The organism is Pontimicrobium sp. IMCC45349, from assembly GCF_047219225.1.
In the GTDB taxonomy this organism is placed as follows: Bacteria; Bacteroidota; Bacteroidia; order Flavobacteriales; family Flavobacteriaceae; genus IMCC45349.
The window spans coordinates 541,375-562,797 of record NZ_CP178208.1; the positions used below are offsets into that span (position 1 = coordinate 541,375).

The 21,423-nt window shown below is 32.3% G+C and carries 15 protein-coding genes and 1 tRNA gene; 9 read left to right on the forward strand and 7 right to left on the reverse strand.

The features are described from left to right. Positions 1–73: 73 nt before the first annotated feature. From folP to ACLII3_RS02630, 5 genes are read left to right on the forward strand one after another with little or no spacing between them, the layout of a single operon-like run. Entirely contained in the window at positions 74–895 is an 822-nt protein-coding gene (gene folP, locus ACLII3_RS02610) for a dihydropteroate synthase (RefSeq protein WP_412986244.1), read from the forward strand. Beyond that, positions 896–1,582, forward strand: coding sequence for a hypothetical protein (locus ACLII3_RS02615; RefSeq protein ID WP_412986245.1), 687 nt, complete (start codon positions 896–898; stop codon positions 1,580–1,582). 32 nt (positions 1,583–1,614) lie between these two features. Further along, entirely contained in the window at positions 1,615–2,400 is a 786-nt protein-coding gene (locus ACLII3_RS02620) for a diadenylate cyclase (protein ID WP_412986247.1), read from the forward strand. Between the two features lies 1 nt (position 2,401). Then, positions 2,402–3,193 (forward strand): DUF3667 domain-containing protein, encoded by a 792-nt coding sequence (locus tag ACLII3_RS02625; RefSeq protein WP_412986249.1) that lies wholly within the window; start codon positions 2,402–2,404, stop codon positions 3,191–3,193. Positions 3,194–3,196: 3 nt separating this feature from the next. Continuing rightward, positions 3,197–3,985 carry a DUF3667 domain-containing protein gene (locus ACLII3_RS02630; RefSeq protein WP_412986251.1) on the forward strand — a complete coding sequence of 263 codons (789 nt, stop codon included), beginning with the start codon at positions 3,197–3,199 and terminating at the stop codon, positions 3,983–3,985. Here the strand turns inward: ACLII3_RS02630 and ACLII3_RS02635 are convergent. Further along, a complete protein-coding gene (locus tag ACLII3_RS02635) occupies positions 3,954–5,726 on the reverse strand; it encodes an ABC transporter ATP-binding protein (RefSeq protein ID WP_412986252.1) in 1,773 nt (590 codons plus the stop codon). The genes ACLII3_RS02630 and ACLII3_RS02635 overlap by 32 nt on opposite strands. Then, positions 5,719–6,468: a tRNA pseudouridine(38-40) synthase TruA gene (truA, locus tag ACLII3_RS02640; RefSeq protein WP_412986254.1), complete on the reverse strand. Its 750-nt coding sequence runs from the start codon at positions 6,466–6,468 to the stop codon at positions 5,719–5,721. Before truA ends, ACLII3_RS02635 begins: the two co-directional genes overlap by 8 nt. A gap of 80 nt (positions 6,469–6,548) precedes the next feature. On the opposite strand from truA, the gene ACLII3_RS02645 reads away from it, so the two are divergent. Then, positions 6,549–7,040, forward strand: coding sequence for a metallophosphoesterase family protein (locus ACLII3_RS02645; RefSeq protein WP_412986255.1), 492 nt, complete (start codon positions 6,549–6,551; stop codon positions 7,038–7,040). Positions 7,041–7,099: 59 nt separating this feature from the next. On the opposite strand, the gene ACLII3_RS02650 is transcribed toward ACLII3_RS02645, so the two are convergent. Continuing rightward, entirely contained in the window at positions 7,100–7,513 is a 414-nt protein-coding gene (locus ACLII3_RS02650; protein ID WP_412986257.1) for a DUF4293 domain-containing protein, read from the reverse strand. 227 nt (positions 7,514–7,740) lie between these two features. Between ACLII3_RS02650 and rho the strand changes: the two genes are divergently transcribed. After that, positions 7,741–9,375, forward strand: coding sequence for a transcription termination factor Rho (rho, locus tag ACLII3_RS02655; protein WP_412986259.1), 1,635 nt, complete (start codon positions 7,741–7,743; stop codon positions 9,373–9,375). Between the two features lie 142 nt (positions 9,376–9,517). Here the strand turns inward: rho and rpsT are convergent, their stop codons facing one another. The 3 genes from rpsT to proS all read right to left on the reverse strand — a co-directional run bounded on the left by rpsT (position 9,518) and on the right by proS (position 11,525). Then, positions 9,518–9,769, reverse strand: coding sequence for a 30S ribosomal protein S20 (rpsT, locus tag ACLII3_RS02660; RefSeq protein WP_412986261.1), 252 nt, complete (start codon positions 9,767–9,769; stop codon positions 9,518–9,520). A 35-nt stretch (positions 9,770–9,804) separates the two neighbouring features. After that, positions 9,805–9,876 (reverse strand) — tRNA-Glu (locus tag ACLII3_RS02665). A gap of 170 nt (positions 9,877–10,046) precedes the next feature. Then, positions 10,047–11,525 (reverse strand): proline--tRNA ligase, encoded by a 1,479-nt coding sequence (gene proS / locus ACLII3_RS02670; protein WP_412986263.1) that lies wholly within the window; start codon positions 11,523–11,525, stop codon positions 10,047–10,049. Positions 11,526–11,599: 74 nt separating this feature from the next. Between proS and ACLII3_RS02675 the strand changes: the two genes are divergently transcribed. Both ACLII3_RS02675 and ACLII3_RS02680 read left to right on the forward strand, forming a co-directional pair. Continuing rightward, positions 11,600–12,577, forward strand: a complete 978-nt coding sequence (locus tag ACLII3_RS02675) for a hypothetical protein (protein ID WP_412986265.1) — start codon at positions 11,600–11,602, stop codon at positions 12,575–12,577. A 19-nt stretch (positions 12,578–12,596) separates the two neighbouring features. Next, positions 12,597–14,108, forward strand: coding sequence for an OmpP1/FadL family transporter (locus ACLII3_RS02680; protein WP_412986267.1), 1,512 nt, complete (start codon positions 12,597–12,599; stop codon positions 14,106–14,108). Positions 14,109–14,397: 289 nt separating this feature from the next. Here ACLII3_RS02680 and ACLII3_RS02685 read toward each other — a convergent pair whose 3' ends face one another. Continuing rightward, positions 14,398–21,420 (reverse strand): T9SS type B sorting domain-containing protein, encoded by a 7,023-nt coding sequence (locus ACLII3_RS02685; RefSeq protein ID WP_412986269.1) that lies wholly within the window; start codon positions 21,418–21,420, stop codon positions 14,398–14,400. Between the last annotated feature and the right edge of the window lie 3 nt (positions 21,421–21,423).

Below are 21,423 nucleotides of genomic sequence, written 5' to 3' on the forward strand. Positions count from 1 at the left end.
AAATTTTTAAACCATCAAAGTTTATGGTTTAAAGTTTTAAAACTATAAACAAACAACTTACAACAAGGTATAAATGACGATTAACTGCAAAGGAAAACTTATTGATATTTCCAATCCAAAAGTCATGGGAATATTAAATATCACTCCTGATTCTTTTTATGATGGAGGACAAAATAAAAACCCTAAAGACATCCTTTTAAAAGTTGAAAACATGCTTAATCAAGGCGCTACCTTTATAGATATTGGCGCTTATAGTTCTAGACCAGGAGCCGATTTTGTTAGCGAAGAAGAAGAGTTAAAACGAATTCTTCCTGTGGTAGAATTAATTATAAATGAATTCCCAGAAACGTTTCTTTCTATTGACACATTTAGAAGTAAAATTGCTAAAGAATGTATTGAAGCTGGAGCTGCCATGATAAATGATATTTCTGCAGGAATGCTAGATAACAACATGATTCCTACTGTTGGTGAATTGAATGTTCCCTATATTATGATGCATATGAAAGGTGAGCCAAAAACAATGCAACAACTAACTTATTATACAGACCTTATTAAAGACATTAATTATTACTTTTCGCAACGTATTGAAGTTGCTAAATCTGCTCAAATAAAGGATATTATTATTGATCCTGGATTTGGGTTTTCAAAAACATTAGAACAAAACTATGAGTTATTAAATAAGCTTGAATTACTAAAACTTTTGGAATTACCAATGTTAATAGGAATTTCTAGAAAATCAATGATTTATAAATTGCTAAACATAACACCTAAAGACGCCTTAAATGGCACTACTGCTCTTAACACTATTGCGCTTCTAAAAGGTGCAAATATTTTAAGAGTTCATGATGTAAAAGAAGCTATAGAATGTATAAAACTTACTAACCTACTTGATTAAATGAAACATTTATTAACTGCACTCATACTTATTATTAGTCTAAGCTCTTGTGGTAACGAACGCATAGTTCAATTACCTGAAACACAAAACAAAGACATCTTAGAAATAAATGATGTTTCGTCTATTTATTTGTTTTATGATGAAGCTAAAGACAGTGTTGAGTTTAATCGTAAAAACATGATTAGCACTACTAATTGGTTGGTTGCTATAGATAAACGTATTAACTTAAAACAAACTTTACCTCATTTACAATATTTGCATGAAAAGCGTCATGGTGATGGTATGCATAAAAACGAAGCAGCACGTAATTACTTTTCTTGCTCTAATCCAGATATAAAAAACTTAGCTTTTATTGACTTTACTGACACAAAATTCATTGAGGAATCAGCTTCAATGCATCAATCAAAAAGTTCTAGTTTGTTGGGAAAAAGAAGTGTTATTTTAGAATTTTTATCTCAAAATGAAATAACTATTCATAATATTTCGGATAGTTTGTCAATGATTAAAAGCAGTAAGTTTAGTTTTATAAATGATATAAAAAGCAACCTTAAAACTGAAGATGCTATACTAAAACTAGATTTTAATAATCTGCTTACTTTTCAAGACTATATAGATATTAAATCTGAGCTCTTAAAACTGAATATGAATAATCTTATTATTAGTGATAAAGAGTTTATTCATAATTAATTATATTTATTAAAAATTAACCTCACTGCCTCTTGGAAATATTTGACGATATTTTAGAATTTCAAATTATTGATATTATAGACATATTTTTAGTCGCACTACTACTCTATTATGTTTATAGACTTATAAAAGGTACAGTTGCCATTAACATATTTATTGGTATTGTAATTTTTTACCTCATTTTCTTACTTGTTGATGCACTTCAAATGAAAATGCTTACCAAAATTCTAGGAGGATTTATGAGTGTAGGTATTATTGCCCTTATTGTAGTTTTTCAACCAGAAATAAGAAAGTTTTTACTAATGATTGGTTCTACCAACATAGGAAAAGGCAATATGTTTTCTAAAAAATTCAACTTTCTAAAAACACAAGCAATCAATGCTACAGAAGCAGAAGTTGTAGTAGCTGCTTGTACTAAAATGGGAAGTTCAAAGACAGGAGCGCTTATAGTTTTAGAGCGTAATAACAACTTAGATTTTTTAGTTAATACTGGAGATGAAATGAACATTACAGTAACCCAGCCAATACTTGAAAGCATCTTTTTTAAAAACAGTCCTTTACATGATGGAGCTATAATAATTGCAGATAACAATATAAAAGCAACGCGAGTAATTCTACCTGTTAATAATGAAAAAAACATACCTGAGCGCTTTGGATTAAGACATAGAGCAGCTATTGGCATTACTGAAAAAACAGATGCGTTAGCAGTTGTTGTAAGTGAAGAAACTGGTCAAGTATCATATATTAAAAATGGTGAATTCATTATTTATAAAGACACGCAAGAGCTTATTGAAAAAATCAAAGACGATTTAAATTAAAATGCATTGTAAAAACTGTAATAGTAACCTTAGTTCCAAACACAAATATTGTTATGATTGTGGTGCTAAAGTTATAACACAACGACTTACTTTAAAACATATAGTAGCAAATGTAAATGCCCAGTTTTTTAATTATGATAATAAATTTTTAAAAACATTTTTACATCTTTTATCAAAACCAGAATTAGTAATTGAAGGTTATATTAATGGTGTTAGAAAAAAGTACATTAATGTTATCCAGTACTTAGCTATTTCCTTAACTCTTACTGGACTTTATTTTTTCATACTCAACACATTTTATGACAATCCATTTGCAATAGATTCAAGTATATTCATAGCTAATTCTGAAGCTGTAAAAAACCCTGAAAGCATTAAGGAAATTACCGAGCAAACCTCAAAAATCATGGGAAATTATTATAGTTTAATCTATATAATTAGTATTCCTATTTCTGCTATTATAACCTGGTTGGTTTTTTATTTTTCAGATAGAAAATATAATTATACAGAGCATATTATTCTTAACACATATTATAGCTCTCAATTATCACTAATAAATATTACTTTAGGGATTATACTAGTAACATTTGGAATTAATTACATGAACACCTCATTAATTCTAACACCAATTAGCTTTTTATATTTAGCCTATATTTTTAAAAGAGTTTATAAACTTTCATTTTTTATGGCCTTTGTTAATATTCTTTTATTTGGAGTATTTTACACTGTAACTTTTGCTATAGTTGGTGTAATTGTAGTCCTCATTGGTTTTATTATTGTATTAATTATGAAATAACAAATGAGTTGTAAAAACTGCCATAACGATTTAACAACAAAAGATGATTTTTGCAATTTATGTGGAGCAAAAGTTATTAGAAATAGGTTAACATTTAAAAACCTATTCCGTCATGTTATTGAACACTTTTTTAGTTATGACAATAAATTCTTAAAAACAGTTATTGGGCTTATTAAGATGCCTGAAGATGTAATAGGCAGTTATGTTGAAGGTACTAGAAAAAAATACGTTAATCCAATTAGCCTTTTTGCTATATCGCTTACTTTTTCTGGGCTTTCAATATTTATTATTCAAAAGTTTTTTCTAGAAACTGCTTACTCTAGCACCATATTCAAGTTTGACAACCCAGTATCTGAAAGAATAATGGAACAAACTCCAAAAATTATTCTTGAGTACAACTCTTTGTTTTTTGCTATACTAATTCCATTTTTAGCTATTATATCACTCATTGTTTTCTACGACAAGAAATATAACTACACCGAACATTTAGTTGTTTACTTATACACCATGTCCTTCTCTTCTATAATTTCTGTACTAGTAGGATTTATGATTTTAGCAGTAGATCCAAGTTCGTACATGAATTATGGTATGAGTTTCAACTTTTTAAACATCATTTTTCATTGCTATGTACTTAAGCGTCTTTTTAAACTTTCAACTGGAGAATTAGCCCTTAAGATTATGCTCTTTTTTGGAGTGAGCTTTATACTCTATATAATACTTTCAATAGCAATTGTTCTATTACTTTTTGCTACAGGAGTAATTAATTTACAAGATTTTGTTCCTCCTTCATAAACTGTACTTCGTATAAGTTTTTGTAATATCCTTCTTGTTTGTTCAACAGTTCTTGGTGAGTTCCTTGTTCTACAATTTTACCAGCATCCATCACTATAATATTATCAGCTTTTTTAATAGTTGCCAATCGATGCGCTATTACAATTGAAGTACGTCCTTTTGTTATTTTATCTGTTGCCTCTTGTATTAATTGTTCAGAATAAGAATCGACTGACGATGTAGCTTCATCTAGAATTAATATACTTGGATTAGTTACAAAAGCTCTTAAAAAAGATATTAATTGTCTTTGTCCAGAAGATAACATTACACCTCGTTCCTTTACATTATAATGATATCCATTAGGTAAACTCATGATAAAATCATGAATACCTATTTGTTTTGCAGCCTCATGAACTTGTGCTTCGGTAATATCTTTATTATTTAAAGTAATGTTATTTAAAATTGTATCAGCAAACAAAAACACATCTTGTAGTACTATTGCTATTTGCTTCCTTAATGAGTTTAACTCAAATGTTTTAGTATCTACATTATCAATTAAAATCTTTCCAGAATTAATATCGTAAAATCTATTTAATAAGTTAATAATAGTAGACTTACCTGCTCCTGTTGCACCAACAATAGCAACAGTTTGTCCTGCTTCAACATTAAACGAAATTCCTTTTAGCACTTCTTCATCTTCAACATAAGAAAAGTGTACATCCTTAAAATCAATATCTCCTTTAAAATTTGAAGCTATCTTACTGCCTTTATCTTCAATACTAGATTCAGTGTCCAATACTTTAAAGACTCTGTCTGCAGCAACCATTCCCATTTGCAGCGTGTTAAACTTATTTGCTATTTGATTTAACGGTCTAAATATCATTGGAATATACATAATAAAAGCTGTTAAATCTCCTATTGTTCCTTTACCATTTACAACATCGTATCCTCCCTTCCAAATTACCAAACCTAAAGTTATAGATGACAAAAGCTCAGCAATTGGAAAGAATATAGAATTATACCAAACTGTTTTTAACCAACCTTTTTTATGTCTTTCATTGATTTTTTTGAAATTTTCATACTCTATATCTTCTCTAGCAAAAAGCTGAAGGATTTTCATACCTGTAACACGTTCTTGCACAAATGAGTTTAAGTTAGAAACCTCTGTTCGCACTTCTTCAAAAGCCTTTTTCATGAACTTCTGAAATATTTTAGTTGCAAAAACAACTATTGGAAGCGTACAGAATACAATAATACTAAGGCGCCAATTCATCCAAAACATCATACCTGCAACAACAAGCATCTTTAAAATATCACTAAATATCATAAATAACCCTTGTCCAAAAATGTCAGCAATACGCTCCATATCTGTAACTGCTCTAGTAATCAAAACACCAACAGATGAATTATCGTAGTACTTCATTTTAAATCCTAAAATGTGCTTAAACAACTTAACCCTTATATCTCTAACTACTGATTGCCCTAACCAACTTGCATAATAAATAAACAACAAATGACATATTACTTCTAATAATAGAAGCCCAAGTATAGTCATAACATATACAAGAAAACCTTCACTAAGTTTTGTATTAATATTATTATCAATTGCTAACTGCAAAACTTTTGGTCTAAGTGCACCAAAGCCTGCCAATCCAATAACAGTTATAAGAGATAATACAAATACCCAACGGTAAGGCTTTATATATTCTAACAGCCTTTTAAACAGCTGAGCATCAAAAACATTTTCTTTAGTTTTACCCATTTAAAAAAATCTCATTTGGATATTCAACCTTAACTAAATACAAAGCGTGTCCTGGAGCAGAAGCACCTGCTTTTGTTCTGTCTTTAGATTGAATAATTTTATGAAAGTCATCAATTGTAGTTTTTCCTAAACCTATATCTATCATCGTTCCTACAATCGCTCTTACCATATTTCTTAAAAATCTATCTGCCTGAATACAAAACCTTAAATTACTGTCTTCAAGTTTCCATTCGGCTTTCATCATTTTACAATTATAAGTCTTTACATCTGTATTTGATCGAGAAAAGCATTGAAAATCTTTATATTGAAATAAAACTTGAGTAGCTTCTTTCATTTTTTCAATATTCAATTGATGCTTTAGGTAATATGAATTATCAAAATTAAAAACATCCTTTTCCAAATTAATATCATAAAAGTAAGTTCTACTTACAGCATCAAATCTAGCATGTGCGTTATCTTTTACTTTTACAATTTTATGAATAGCTACATCTTTTGGCAAAAAGGAGTTCAGCTTAAATTTTAAATGGTCTACATCAATCTTTTCTTCATAATCAAAATGAGCAAACATTTGCTTAGCATGTACACCAGCGTCTGTTCTTCCAGCACCAACAATACTCATTTTAATCCTCAATAACTTAGATAAACCATCTTCAATAACTTCTTGTACAGTTATCGCATTTGGTTGATTTTGCCAACCATGATAGTGCTTTCCGTTATATGATAATTCGATAAAATATCTCAATCTAAATTGATATTTTTGCTTTGTAAAGCAACAAAGATAATTAGACTTTATCACTTTATGTTTAGCATTAACATTTTATAATGACAAAAATTCTTTTACTATCTGATACGCATAGTTATATAGGCGAAGACATATTAAAATATGTAAAACAAGTAGACCAAGTATGGCACGCTGGAGACATTGGTGATTTATCAGTTACTGATGCTATAAAAAACTTAAAACCATTAAAAGCTGTTTATGGTAATATTGATAGTAAGGATGCTAGATTAGAATTTCCTGAACATAATCGTTTTTTTTGCGAAAATGTAGATGTATGGATAACTCATATTGGCGGTTACCCAAATAGATACAACCCCAATATTAGAGAAGAAATAAAAAGTAATCCTCCAGACCTATTTATATGTGGGCATTCTCATATACTTAAGGTTATGCCTGACAAAAAACTAGGTTTAATACATATGAATCCTGGAGCTATTGGAAAACATGGATTTCATAAAGCTAGAACAATGCTTCGTTTTGAAATTAACGGAAAAGAAATAAAAAATTTAGAAGTGATTGAATATAAAAGATAAAAAAAGCCGAAACTTACGTTTCGGCTTTTTTTCGCACTAATACTACTAAGATGATAGGTTTATCTTAATCGATCTACAGATTTTACGAGTTCTTCATCCTTTTTGATGGCTTTATTAGCTAAAACCAGAAATACGATAGAAAAAATAGGTAGAAGCATCCCAATACCTTTCTCAGAAACATCAGTAGTTTCTCCAGATAAATTTAGTGATCGATACACAAATAATCCTAGTAAAATAAAGTTCAATATTATATTAAGACGTCCAATTACAAATTGGGTTTGTCTATTTTTAAACATACTTATAGAAACCAAAGATAACACAGCTGAACCAATAAATAAAGACAAAAACAACATTTCGTCTTTTGCAAAAACTATTTGTTCTCCTTTATTAACCCATAAATTAAATACAAATATTAACCCAGAAGAAATTCCTGCGGCTATCAATAAATATATTGTTTGTATTCTTTGTATCATCTATTCTTTTTTACAGAAGCACAAAAATAACAGTTTCTTTTTTATTACATATATATTTTTTTAAAAATAAAGTTGTATTATTGCAATAGTAATGCATAAAACTATCTGTTTTTATTTGCATTAAATCTTCAAAAGATAAATCAATTTAATTTTCTCCACGAATTCTCTCTAAAAGAAAACCTTGGATTAATTTAATCACATAAATTACACATTAATCACATTCAATAATGTTTGAAATAGCACAATTAAAAGAAAAGAAACTTCCTGAATTACAAGAAATTGCTAAGCAATTAAAAATTTCAAAGTATCGTTCATTAAAAAAACTAGATTTAGTATATCAAATATTAGATCATCAGGCAGCAAATCCTACTGAGATAAAAGAACCTGAACAAAAAAGAGCTCCAAGACCAAGAAGAGAAAGAGTTCAAAGAAAAAAAGAAGCGCCTCAACAAAAGTCTATTGAATTCAAGGACAATAAAACAGAAGAAGCTGCTCCCCAAAAACAAACAAAAGAGACTACTAATAAAGATAACCAAAGTCGTCCTCAACAAAAGGACAAACCAAACCGTCCTCAACAAAAAGACAAAGACAACCAGAAGCGCTCTCAACAAAAAGATGATCGTCCACAACAAAAAGATAAGGACAATCAAAAACACAGAGATAATAAATCTTCTAATAATAGAAACCAAAACAACAATAACGGAAATAAAGACAATAGAAACAGGTATAGAGAACCTGATTTTGAATTTGATGCCATTATTGAAAGTGAAGGTGTTTTAGACATCATGCAAGATGGCTATGGTTTCTTACGTTCATCAGATTATAATTATTTATCATCTCCTGATGACATTTATGTATCTCAATCTCAAATTAGACTATTTGGTCTTAAAAAAGGTGACACTGTATTAGGAAATGTAAGACCTCCTAAAGAAGGTGAAAAATACTTCCCTTTAATTAAGGTTAACAAAATTAATGGCTTAGATCCTCAAGTAGTTAGAGACAGGGTGTCCTTTGAACACTTAACACCATTATTCCCAAAGGAAAAATTCAATATTGCTGAAAAGCAAAGTACTATTTCTACTAGAATAATGGATTTATTTTCTCCTATAGGTAAAGGACAACGTGGAATGATTGTATCTCAACCTAAAACGGGAAAAACAATGTTACTTAAAGATGTAGCAAACGCTATTGCTGCAAATCATCCAGAAGTTTATCAAATGATATTATTAATTGATGAACGTCCTGAAGAAGTAACAGACATGCAACGAAATGTAAGAGGTGAAGTAATTGCTTCTACATTTGACAAAGAAGCTCATGAGCACGTAAAAATTGCAAATATTGTATTAGAAAAAGCAAAAAGACTTGTTGAATGCGGTTATGATGTTGTTATTTTACTAGATTCTATTACGCGTTTAGCAAGAGCATACAACACAGTACAACCAGCTTCTGGAAAAATATTAAGTGGTGGTGTTGATGCAAATGCATTACACAAACCAAAAAGATTCTTTGGTGCTGCCAGAAATATAGAAAATGGAGGATCTCTTTCTATAATCGCAACTGCTCTTACTGAAACTGGTTCTAAAATGGATGAAGTGATTTTTGAAGAATTTAAAGGAACTGGTAATATGGAATTACAATTAGATAGAAAAATATCTAACAGAAGAATATTCCCAGCTATCGATCTTACTTCTTCTAGTACACGTAGAGATGATTTATTACTCGATGACAATACTATTCAAAGAATGTGGGTAATGCGCAAATATTTAGCAGACATGAATCCTGTAGAAGCGATGGAATTCATCAATGATAGATTTAAACAAACTAGAAACAACGAAGAGTTTTTAATTTCAATGAATGGTTAACATCATTTGATTTATTACAAATAACAAAAAAAGGCTTAATTAAATAATTAAGCCTTTTTTCATATCACAATGTAAACTTTAAATTTTACAAATAAAAAAAGCCCTTCATTTCTGAAAGGCTTCTTAATATCTTTTCTACTTCTTATAAAGCAGCAACATGCTTAGCTAAACCGGATTTAAGATTTGCAGCTTTATTTGCATGAATAATGTTATTCTTTGCTAACTTATCAATCATTGATGCTACAGAAGGAAACAACTTCTCAGCTTCATTCTTCTCAGTCATTTCACGTAATTTCTTAATAGCATTACGCGTAGTTTTATGCTGATATTTATTTCTAAGACGTTTAGTCTCGTTGCTTCTAATTCTTTTTAACGCTGACTTATGATTTGCCATTTGTTCTTTGTTCTTTTTTTTAATATAAAAAATTGTAGCCCGTAGGGGAATCGAACCCCTCTTACCAGGATGAAAACCTGGCGTCCTAGCCGATAGACGAACGGGCCATTTAATTGAGTGCGCAAATTTAAATTATTTTTTTAAATCTGCAAAAATCTTTACAATTTACTCAAAAATTATTTCAATTAACTCAGCAACGTTTCCATTGCGGGTGCAAAGATACACCTATTTTTAAATGTTGCAACAACAAATTGTTTTTTTTTGAAAAAAAATTCAATTAATATGCTTTTGCAAACAATACACGTTGCTTAGATGGTTTCCCTGTTAATACACAAACACCTTCTTCTTCCTTGTTTTCTAGAGGAATACATCTAATTGTTGCTTTTGTTAACTCTTTTATCTTGTCTTCTGTTTCCATAGTGCCATCCCAATGAGCAGAAATAAATCCTCCTTTAGACTCTAACACATTTTTAAACTCCCCAAAAGAATTAACCTCAGTAATATGCTCATTTCGGTATTCTAATGCTCTATTATATAATGATTCTTGAATTTCGTCCATTAAAGCAACAACTGTTTCCTCAATAGCATCAATTTGAATTACTTCTTTAGTTAACGTATCTCGTCTCGCTAACTCAACAGTTCCATTTTCTAAATCTTTTGGTCCAATTGCAATTCTTAATGGTACACCTTGTAATTCATGTTGTGCAAACTTTGCTCCTGGTCTAAACGTTGTTCTATTATCAAATTTAACCGAAACATTTCTAGCTCTTAACTTTGCAGTTATATCATTAACCACATTCGTAATTGCTTCTAACTGCTCATCATTTTTATAAATTGGTACAATAACAACTTGGTTTGGCGCTAAATTTGGAGGTAACACTAACCCCTTATCATCACTATGGGTCATTATTAAGGCTCCCATTAAACGTGTAGAAACTCCCCATGATGTTGCCCAAACATAATCTTGCTTTCCTTCCTTATTCGTAAACTTAACATCAAATGCTTCAGCAAAATTCTGTCCTAAAAAGTGAGAAGTTCCAGCCTGTAAAGCTTTTCCGTCTTGCATTAATGCCTCAATGCACATAGTCTCCTCTGCTCCAGCAAAACGTTCACTTTCAGTTTTTAAACCTTGAATTACTGGTATAGCCATAAAATTCTCTACAAAATCGGCATATACACCATTCATTAATTTTGTTTCTTCCCAAGCTTCTTCTCTAGTTGCATGTGCTGTATGCCCTTCTTGCCATAAAAACTCTGCAGTTCTTAAAAACAATCTTGTACGCATTTCCCAACGTACTACATTAGCCCATTGATTTACAAGTATTGGCAAATCTCTATACGATTGAATCCATCCCTTATATGTATTCCATATAATTGCCTCACTTGTAGGTCTAACAACTAACTCTTCTTCTAACTTTGCTTTAGGGTCTACTCTTAACTTTCCTTTATTATCTGGATCATTCTGTAAACGATAATGTGTAACTACGGCACATTCTTTAGCAAATCCTTCTGCATTTTTTTCTTCAGCTTCAAATAAACTTTTTGGGACAAAAAGTGGAAAATATGCATTTTGATGTCCAGTTTCTTTAAACATTCTATCTAATTCTGCTTGCATTTTTTCCCAGATAGCATAACCATATGGCTTAATAACCATACATCCTCTAACGGCCGAATTTTCAGCTAAATCTGCTTTAACAACTAATTCGTTATACCATTTTGAATAATCTTCGCTTCTACTTGTAAGATTCTTACTCATATATTGTAATTTGGCACAAAAATTGTGACTATGTTAAATAATAAAATAGTTCGACAAAACTAACTATTTTTGTTATGTTCAACAATTTAATTTATAGAGATATGCAATTATATTACGTATTGAATTCTAAAATACGCTTAATTAGTGTTTTTAGTTTAGTATTTGGTTTGTTTTCCTGTGGATCATACCAGTACGTTGGTTATGATGATGACAGTATTTATGGTGATTCTGAAAAGAAAGTTGAATACGAAGAAGCAGAAGTAGTTACAGAAGTAAATAGCAATTCTACTTATTATGAAAATTACTTCAAAGAAAAATCGAATCAATACGAAAGTATACCTCAAGATGAGGATATTATTTTTACAGACATTGATAGCTATGAAGGGAACTATAGTGACACTGCAAATGACTCTACAGTATATAACGAGGGTTATGCTGGTTGGGGACAAAACAACACTAATGATGTAACTATAAATGTATATAACACTAGACCATTTTACTCATCACTTTGGTGGGGAAGACCTTATTATTCAAATTGGTGGAGATGGAATTACGGTTGGGGATTCTATGGTCCTAACTATTGGCACAACCCTTATTTTGCTTGGGGTAATCCTTATTGGAATTATGGATTTTATGGATTTAATTATGGTTATGGATACCATCATTTTCACAATCCGTATTACAATGGATATTATAGTAGAAGAGCTGTTGCTTATAATAGAGGTAGAAGAGGCACAAATAGCTTAACTACATTAAGCAGACGAGGTAATACTGTTAGTTCAAGATCAACAATAACTAGGCCTAGAACTTCTTTTACTTCTAGACCAAGAACTACAACAAGACCTAGAACGACAACCTCTAGACCTAGAACTGCAACCTCTAGACCTAGAACGACAACAAGGCCAAGAACTACAACAAAACCTAGAACTACAACTTCTAGACCTAGAACTTCTCAACCAAGAACTATTACTAGACCATCTACTTCTACTCCAAGATCAAGTGGAGGTAGCAGAGGTGGAAGATCAGGTGGTTCAAGAAGAGGAGGCATATAAACCCATATAATCAAAAACTATGAAAAAGTTATTTTTATTTAGCACAAGCTTAATGTTTGTGCTTATATCTTATGGTCAAAATATTTCGGATGCAGTAAGATATTCTACAGGAGAAATTCAAGGTACAGCAAGATTTAGAGCTATGAGTGGAGCTTTTGGAGCTCTTGGTGGCGATATGTCTGCTGTTAGTTTAAATCCAGCTGGATCTGCAATTTTTAATCATAGTCATACATCTTTATCAATTTCTAGCCTTAATAAAGATAACGACACAAATTATTTTGGCAACTCAAACAACTCTTCTAATTCAACAATTGATTTAAATCAATTAGGAGCAGCTTTTGTATTTAAGAATAGTAATGAAGACTCATTATGGGGAAAGTTTGTTATTGGATTATCATACGAGCAACTTCAAAATTATGATGATGATTTTTTTGCTTCTGGTACAAGTAATACATCTATTGATAGTTATTTTTTAGCAAATGCTCAAGGATTAAGATTAGATGAAATATCTGCTTTTGATGGAGAAACGATTTCTCAAGCTTATGGTGATATTGGAGCAGTTTATGGATTTACCCACCAACAAGCTTTTTTAGGTTACGAATCTTTTATTTTAGAACCAGATTCTAATACAGATGATAACACATCTTATTTCTCAAATATAGCTCCTGGAGACTTTTATCAAGAATACTCATATGCTGCAACTGGTTACAATGGAAAGTTTAGTGTTAATGCTGCAGTTCAATATGACAAAAACATCCATCTTGGAATAAATCTTAATTCACATTTTATTAATTATGAACGATCAACTTATCTTTTTGAAGAAAACAACAATGATGGTTCCTTAATAAATGAAGTTGGATTTGAAAACAATCTTTATACTACTGGAACTGGATTCTCATTTCAATTAGGGGGAATTGCAAAACTTAATGAAACAATTAGAATAGGATTCTCTTACGACTCACCTATATGGTATACAATATCTGAAGAAACAACTCAATATTTAGCTACTTATGGTGATGGTGGTGATATATCTAGAGTTTTAAACCCTCAAGTAATTAATATATTCCCAGATTATAAAATACAAACTCCAGCAAAAATAACAGGAAGTGCTGCATTAGTTTTAAACAAGAGAGGTATCATTAGTTTTGACTACTCTAGAAAAGATTATAGCAACACAAAATTCAAACCTGAATCTGACTCTTATTTTGCAAGCCAAAACAATATAATCAACACTAATTTAAAAGCTGCTAACACATACAGGATTGGGGGCGAATTAAGACATAAACAATTAAGCTTTAGAGGCGGTTATCGATTTGAAGAAAGTCCTTATAAAGACACGAGTTTTTATGGTGACTTAAAAGGATTCTCCCTTGGTTTAGGATATAGCTTTGGCAATACTAAATTAGACTTAGCTTATGAAAATTCTGAAAGAGATATAAATCATCAATTATATCAAGTAGGCTTAACTAATTCGGCAAAAATAAACAGCACTAACTCAAATGTTACTTTATCTTTAAGTATGGCTTTATAAACAATATTTAAAATAATTATATATAATGCGATTAACCCAATAGTATTTCTATTGGGTTAATTTTTTTACCCTAAGTATAAATAACTCAAAACAAACATAGTTCCTATTTAATTTACATATTCAATATTTACTATATTAAAATAAATTGACTACTCTATTTATAAAAAAGACTAAAACAGAGTATAGTCTTTACAACTACCTCTTGACATTTTTTTAATAGAACGAATTAAGTTTAAAAATAAAAAGAGCAGCTTAAAAGCTGCTCTTTTTATTTTTATTTATTGTCCACTTATCTTTTCAGGGTAAAGTGGGCCTTAAATTGTTTTCTTTCATTAGTTGAAGGTTCATCGTATTCAACGGTAAACCAATAATCACTTGAAGGAAGGTGCTCACCATTATAAGTTCCATTCCATCCTTCGCCTGTTGGACTTAACTGTTTTAACAGTTTTCCATATCTGTCAAATATATAAATTTTTGCGTTAGGTTGGTTAGATATACCCACGATATTCCATGTATCATGATACCCATCTCCATTTGGCGTAAAGTATAATGGATAGTCCATTACTATTACTGTTGCCTGACCTATTCCACAGCCATTTAAATCTCTAGCATATACAATGTGCTCTCCTGGTGTTACATCTATAAATGTTCCTGACTCTTGCCATGGACCATCATCTAAACTAAACTCGTAAACAGCAATGTTATTTGCACCTCCTGTTAATACTTCAGCAGTCGCCTCTATTACATGATTATTTGCAAAAGCCAATGTCGTTACACTTGCTGTCACTACTGGTGGCTCACTTATATTTACTAATGCTGTATCTGACCAATTACAGCCTGTTGCTATATTTGTAACTGTTACCGAGTGATTCCCTCCTGTTACTGGCGCATATGAAGAGCCTGTACCTACAACTACTCCTGTTTCATCTGTCCATACAAAACTATACTCAGTCTCTGATAATCCTGTTTCCATTACTGCTTGGTCTACAACTTCTGTTCCATTAGTGTTGATACAGAATAAATATTCATCATCTAAATCAAATACTGGTAATGGATTTACTTGTAATACTAATTCTGCCACCTCATAACATGCTGATGAGTCTACCATATTACCTGTACCATCATCTATCATCGTATCATTATCTACACGTACATAGATAGTTTGTGGATTTACAACGTTTTCATACAACGTTGGTAATGGGTTTACAAATCCATCTGCATCTTCTAATGTTGCATAATAGGTTACTGTATAGCTTGCTGGATCTTGACCCATTAACACTAATGCATCTTGTGTTGTTAAATCAAACTGCACACTGTCATTTGATGGATCACCATCAGTCTCTACATTATCATCACACTCTTCAAACACTGGCAGGTCTTGATTTGCTTGTGCTGCCTCATGTACTTCTAAATCTATCGTGACTGTTGTTATTTGACAGCCTGTAATAGTATTAGTGATGTTTACATAAATAGTTTGTGGGTCACTAATGTTTGTATATGGACTTTGTAATGCATTTTCTGCTAAATCTGCATCTGCTTGTGTTAAGTGATAAGTTACCTCAAATATTGATGGATCCTGACCGTTTAACACAGCTTCGTCTTGACTTGTTAAATCAAAATCATATACATCATCTGTGTTTAACTCACATGCTATAAATGATGGCATTGCTGTAGCAACTGGTAATGGATGTACTATCGTATCAAACGTTACTATTGTATAACAGCCTGTTACATCATTTGTAACACGTACATAAATTGTTTGTACTGGTGTTGCTGTATTTATGTAAGCATCTGGTGTTGCTATAGCATTTGTTCCTGCATCAGCATCTTCTTGTGTTTCGTGATACGTTGCTGTTACTCCTGCTTCACCATTAATAATATATGCTTCGTTAACTGTTAAATCAAACTCTTCTTGCTCATCGCCTGAGTTATTATCATCACACAATTCTAAATCTGCTGGATCTTGACTTGGTGTTGGGTTTGGCAATACACGTATTGTTAACGTTACAAACGCATAACAATCAGTATCTGTATCAGTCACTCGCACATGTAAAGTTTGTGGGTTTGCTGGGTTACCATCTACTGATGTGTTGGTGTAGTTGGTTGGGTCTGGTATTGCATTGGTATCTGCTTGTGCATCTGCAGCAGTTTCATAATACGTTACTACCCAACTTGCATTACCATCGATAATCTCATTATCCTTTACTGTTAAATCAAATGCAAACAACTCATCTGCGTCATCGTAATAATCATCATCACACTCTTCTAATGGTGTTGGTTGCACTGGCTCTGGTGGTAAGTGTACTATAATTTCAAAACTTGTTGTACTTACACAACCATTAGCTACACTTACTAAACGTACATATATAACACCGTTTCCACTAGTGTAATTCGTTGTATTAATGATTGGATTAGCTCCTGTTTCTGCATCCGCTTGTGTCAAGTGGTACGTTAAGATAAAGTCTACTGGATCTTGTGTTCCTAATAGCGTTGCATCCATGTCTGTTAAATCAAACTGATAGATGCCATTATCGTCATCATCACAAACCTCTAATGGGTCAAGCTCATCTGACAGTGGTAATACTGGTGATGGTAACACAATTAACTCTAAAGTTTCTGTTGCATTATAACATCCTGTAACAGTATTCTCTACACGTATGTATACTATTTGTTGCCAAGGTGAAACATTATCGTATGGACTTACTAAAGCATTTAAACCATTCTCTGCATCAGCTAATGTCTCGTGATATGTAACTACAACATCTAACTCACCATTTATAATATCTATAGTTCGGTCTTCTAGCTCAAAACTTGCAATACCATCATTGTCTTCATCACACACCTCTATTGGTAATGGTGTTGCTGGTGATGGTAATGGCTCTACTCGTAAATCTAAGGTAATTGTACTTACACAACCTGTTACATCGTTTACTGCACGTACATATATTGTTTGTGCATTAGCAATATTTACATATGGACTGAAGATTGGGTTCGTTCCTAAATCTGCATCGGCTTGAGTTTCATAGAAACTTAAACTAATACCTGTTTGTCCATTTAATATCTCATCAGAGGCATCTTCTAATGTAAACTCCTCTAACATAATTGGTGATACATCTTCGCCTGGTAAGTCATTATCATTACATAACGTGATTGGTGTTGGTTGTACCAATACTGGTAATTCATTCACGATTAACTCTAAAGTCGTAATCGAATGACAACCATTAACATTATCATCTACACGTATCCAAATAGTTTGCGTTACAAAAGGCACAAGGTTTGTATAAGCTCCTGGTGTTAATATTGGTAACATTGGTGCTTCTGCATTTGCCTGTGTTTCATAATAGCTAATGATATATTGTGTTGGATCTAAACCATCTAATATTTCATCTGCTTTTGAGGTTAAATCAAATATCGCTATACCATCTGTATCGTCATCACATACTTCTAATGGTGTTGGATCCACTATTGGTGGTGTGTCGTTTACTATTAATTGTAGTTCTACTATCGTAGCACAATCTGTCGCTATAGTAGCACTCTCTACACGTACATAAATGGTTTGTGTATAGGCTACAATGTTTGTATAGTTACTCGCTAAGGCATTAACATTGTTATCTGCATCTGACATAGTTTCATGATACGTAACTGTTAAACCTGCTTGTCCTCCAGTAATCTCATTATCAGCATCTGATAACTCAAATACTCCAAAACCATCATTATCTGCATCACAATACTCTAATGGTGTTGGCACAAACGCTACTGGTGCCTGCTCTACTACTAACTCTAAAGTTGTACTATTTGTACAGCCTGTATTAATATCTTGTCCTACTACAATAATCGTCTGTGGATTAGATATGTTTGTATATGGAATTGATAATGGATTAATACCTGCATCGGCATCAGCTTGATTTAAATAATAGGTAATTGAATAGTTTGGATTACCGCCTTGTATCTCATTGTTCTTTATAGATAAATCAATCGCTGTAAAACCATCGGCTACGTTATCATCACAAACCTCTAATGGTGTTGGATCTACTAATAATGGTAATGGGTTTACTACAATATTAAAGGTTCCTACTGAACTACATCCTGTAACATTGTTTGATAAGTTTACATATACCACTGTTGATGTGCTTGTATATAATCCTATGATTGGGTTAGTAAGATTTTCCGCATCTGTTTGCGTCTCATAATAACTTACTGTTACATTTTGTCCATTAGCTATCTCTACGTCTTTGGTCGTTAAATCAAATGCTTCTTCTAAATCTCCTGGATTGTTATCATCACACAACTCATAATCGGTAATCGCTCCAAATACTGGAATTGGATTCACAATTAATTCTAAAGTAGTTGTTGCTGAACATCCTGTCACATCATCTTCTAATCGTACATGTAATGTTTGCATACATGCTGAAATATTAGCGTAATTACTAATATCTGCTATTGGATTAGCTCCTGTTGTTGCATCTGATGGCGTCTCATGAATCGTAACTGTCATACCTGTTTGAGCTCCTAACACTTGACCTGGTACAGCACTTAAATCAAAAATAGCAAAACAATCGTTATCATCATCACACACCTCATACACTGGTGGAGCTACTGGTATTGGTAATGGATTTACTACTAAATCCATCGTCGTAGTGGTATAACAGCCTGTTGCTGTATTTTCTAATCCTACTACTACTGTCTGAAAAAATGCAACTGTATTTGTATACGGACTTACCAAAGCATTTGACATGCCGTCTGCATCCACTTGAGATGCATAGTAACTTACTACAACATCTGTTTGTCCATTTAATATTTCTGCATTCTTATCTTCTAAAGTAAACTCAGCAAATCCATCGGCATCATCATCACAAACTTCTAATGGCGTTACTGGTGTAATTGTTGGTAATGGGTTTACTATAATCTCAAACTGTGTCGTCCCATAACATACTGGATTTGCATCCTCTTCTATACGTACATAAATCGTCTGCTGATTTGCTACTGTATTTGTATATGGATTACCTAAAGCATTAGCTCCTGTACCTGCATCTGTTGGATTATCATGATACGTAACCGTAAATAAACCTGCATCTTGACCTCCTAATACACCTGAGGTCTGTGAGAAAATATCAAACGATGCAAATCCATCTGTGTCATCATCACAAACCTCCATGTCTGGAACAGCATTCGCTATCGCTTTCCAATTTACTACCAAATTAAATAATGGTGTAGGGGAAGCAATGTAACATCCTGTTCCTCCAACATCTTCTACTCTAACATAAATTGGCTGTGGGTTAACTATATTTGTATATGGGCTTACTAAAGCATTATTCCCTGCTTCTGCATCTGCAAAATTTGCATAATATGTAACTACAAAGTCTGCTGGTGACTGTGTTCCTAATATACCTAAATCCTGAACCGTTAAATCAAATTCCTCAAAACCATCATTACTATCATCATCACAAACCTCTAAGTCTAAAACAGGATTAATAACTGGCTGTCCTAAAACATTTAATGTAAAACTCTCTACTTCATAACATCCAGAAGTTTGATATTCTATTCTCACATAAATGGTTTGCCCATCAGTTCCTGAGTAAGCAGCAGCAGTAGCGGCATCAATTGGATTTAAATCAGCATCAGCATCAGCTAAAGTTTCATGTAATGTGTATTCAAAATCACCAGGATTAGGATTTGGTGCCATTACCACAGCTTCATTAACCGTTAAGTCAAAAATATAAGGTGGTGCTCCAGGGTTACATAAAAATAAATCATTTGGTAAATCATGTACAATTTCTGGTAATACTTCAATACATACTTCCTCTGTATACTCACAATCAAAATCATCCATTACTCTATAAGTATAGCAAAATGTTCCTGCAGTTGGAGGTTGTACTGTAATAACAGATCCTGTTGTATTAACAATTGTTGGATCAGTATCCCAAGCTTCAGAAACAATTATTGGAGTAAATGAATATTCTGGTGGTTGTATTGCTGGATCAAATGCCATTCCCCATGAGAAAACATATCCGTTATCGATAGAAAGGTTATCAACAATTTCAATACACCAATCTCCATTTAACGGACTACCTAAAAGCGAATTAAAAGATCCTTCTGGCAAATATGTTCCAGGAGTAATTGAATTCCCAGGTGGATTTGTTCCTGCAGTAATAGTTGGACCATTTACTAATGTAACAGCTCCAGACATTGAGAAACAATAATCTGCTCCAGTTCCTGGAGTTGTTGATCCATCATCGTTGGCACCTCCTAAATAAGTACCTCCACCTCCTGGATAATCTTTAAGAATTGCTTCTTGACCATTAGGACTAATAATAGTAATCTCTAAATCGCCTAAATATGAATGCTCCATATTTACACAAATTTCAAGCAACTGGCTAATATCATCTAAAGTTTGACTCGACTCATAACAATCTACAGTAATACACGTTGTGTATACTGCTCCAGAACCATCTGGCAAGAATGTTGTTCCACTAACAGGAGGAGTACAATCATTAATATATTCTACAGCTTCAACTTGTCCATCAATAGTTGTTGAATCTCCAAAACAGATAACAGAATCTGCAGCAGCTGTTCCTGTAAAGTCAGGTTCTGTTCCAACTTGAATTACTTGATTAATTAAATTAGTATTGGAACACCCTTGAGGGTTTTGATCTGTAATATTTAAGTTTACTATGTATACACCTGGGTCAGGATACGAAAAAGTTGCAGTTTGTCCTGACACTGTATTTCCATCTCCTAAATCCCACTCGTAAGTAGCTCCTGTACCATCAACAGAAAAATTCCCACTACCTGTTAATGTTATTTCTTCATCAGGACATACTCTAATATATCCATCTCCATTAGGAGCAGGAGAAGCACTATCTATTTGAGAAACGATTGTTTGACATGGTTCCCAACATGAAATTGTTGCAGCCCAACCTGTCGTCGTCGCTGCAGCATCACTAATAAACTCAATAGTTAAACAACCCGTTGGGTTTCCTGGTGTAGCTGAAACAAATCCTGGACTATTAGCTGCTCCTCCAGAAAAAGTACCAAATTGATTTGCAGTCGTATCATCTCCATCGTAAATGTTCATCGTGTCAGCATTTAACTGAGTACTAAACTCTGTAAAATCAAGTTGCACTAATTGACCTGGGTTATCAGGACATATTGTAAATACGATAGTTTCATTACTAGAATAATTTCCACCAGATCCACCTGTATCATAAAACGTTCCTACACACGCATTCACAGTTCCATTTTGCATAATCACATCTTGTGATACTGCTAAAAATGAATTTATTAAAAATAAATATAAAAATATCTTCTTCATCAT

Excerpts from the sequence above, each read along its gene's own strand:
- folP (WP_412986244.1), top strand. The coding sequence starts at position 74 with ATGACGATTAACTGCAAAGGAAAACTTATTGATATTTCCAATCCAAAA.
- ACLII3_RS02615 (WP_412986245.1), top strand. The coding sequence starts at position 896 with ATGAAACATTTATTAACTGCACTCATACTTATTATTAGTCTAAGCTCT.
- ACLII3_RS02625 (WP_412986249.1), top strand. The coding sequence starts at position 2,402 with ATGCATTGTAAAAACTGTAATAGTAACCTTAGTTCCAAACACAAATAT.
- ACLII3_RS02630 (WP_412986251.1), top strand. The coding sequence starts at position 3,197 with ATGAGTTGTAAAAACTGCCATAACGATTTAACAACAAAAGATGATTTT.
- ACLII3_RS02635 (WP_412986252.1), bottom strand. The coding sequence starts at position 5,726 with ATGGGTAAAACTAAAGAAAATGTTTTTGATGCTCAGCTGTTTAAAAGG.
- ACLII3_RS02645 (WP_412986255.1), top strand. The coding sequence starts at position 6,549 with ATGACAAAAATTCTTTTACTATCTGATACGCATAGTTATATAGGCGAA.
- ACLII3_RS02650 (WP_412986257.1), bottom strand. The coding sequence starts at position 7,513 with ATGATACAAAGAATACAAACAATATATTTATTGATAGCCGCAGGAATT.
- rho (WP_412986259.1), top strand. The coding sequence starts at position 7,741 with ATGTTTGAAATAGCACAATTAAAAGAAAAGAAACTTCCTGAATTACAA.
- rpsT (WP_412986261.1), bottom strand. The coding sequence starts at position 9,769 with ATGGCAAATCATAAGTCAGCGTTAAAAAGAATTAGAAGCAACGAGACT.
- proS (WP_412986263.1), bottom strand. The coding sequence starts at position 11,525 with ATGAGTAAGAATCTTACAAGTAGAAGCGAAGATTATTCAAAATGGTAT.
- ACLII3_RS02675 (WP_412986265.1), top strand. The coding sequence starts at position 11,600 with ATGTTCAACAATTTAATTTATAGAGATATGCAATTATATTACGTATTG.
- ACLII3_RS02680 (WP_412986267.1), top strand. The coding sequence starts at position 12,597 with ATGAAAAAGTTATTTTTATTTAGCACAAGCTTAATGTTTGTGCTTATA.
- ACLII3_RS02685 (WP_412986269.1), bottom strand. The coding sequence starts at position 21,420 with ATGAAGAAGATATTTTTATATTTATTTTTAATAAATTCATTTTTAGCA.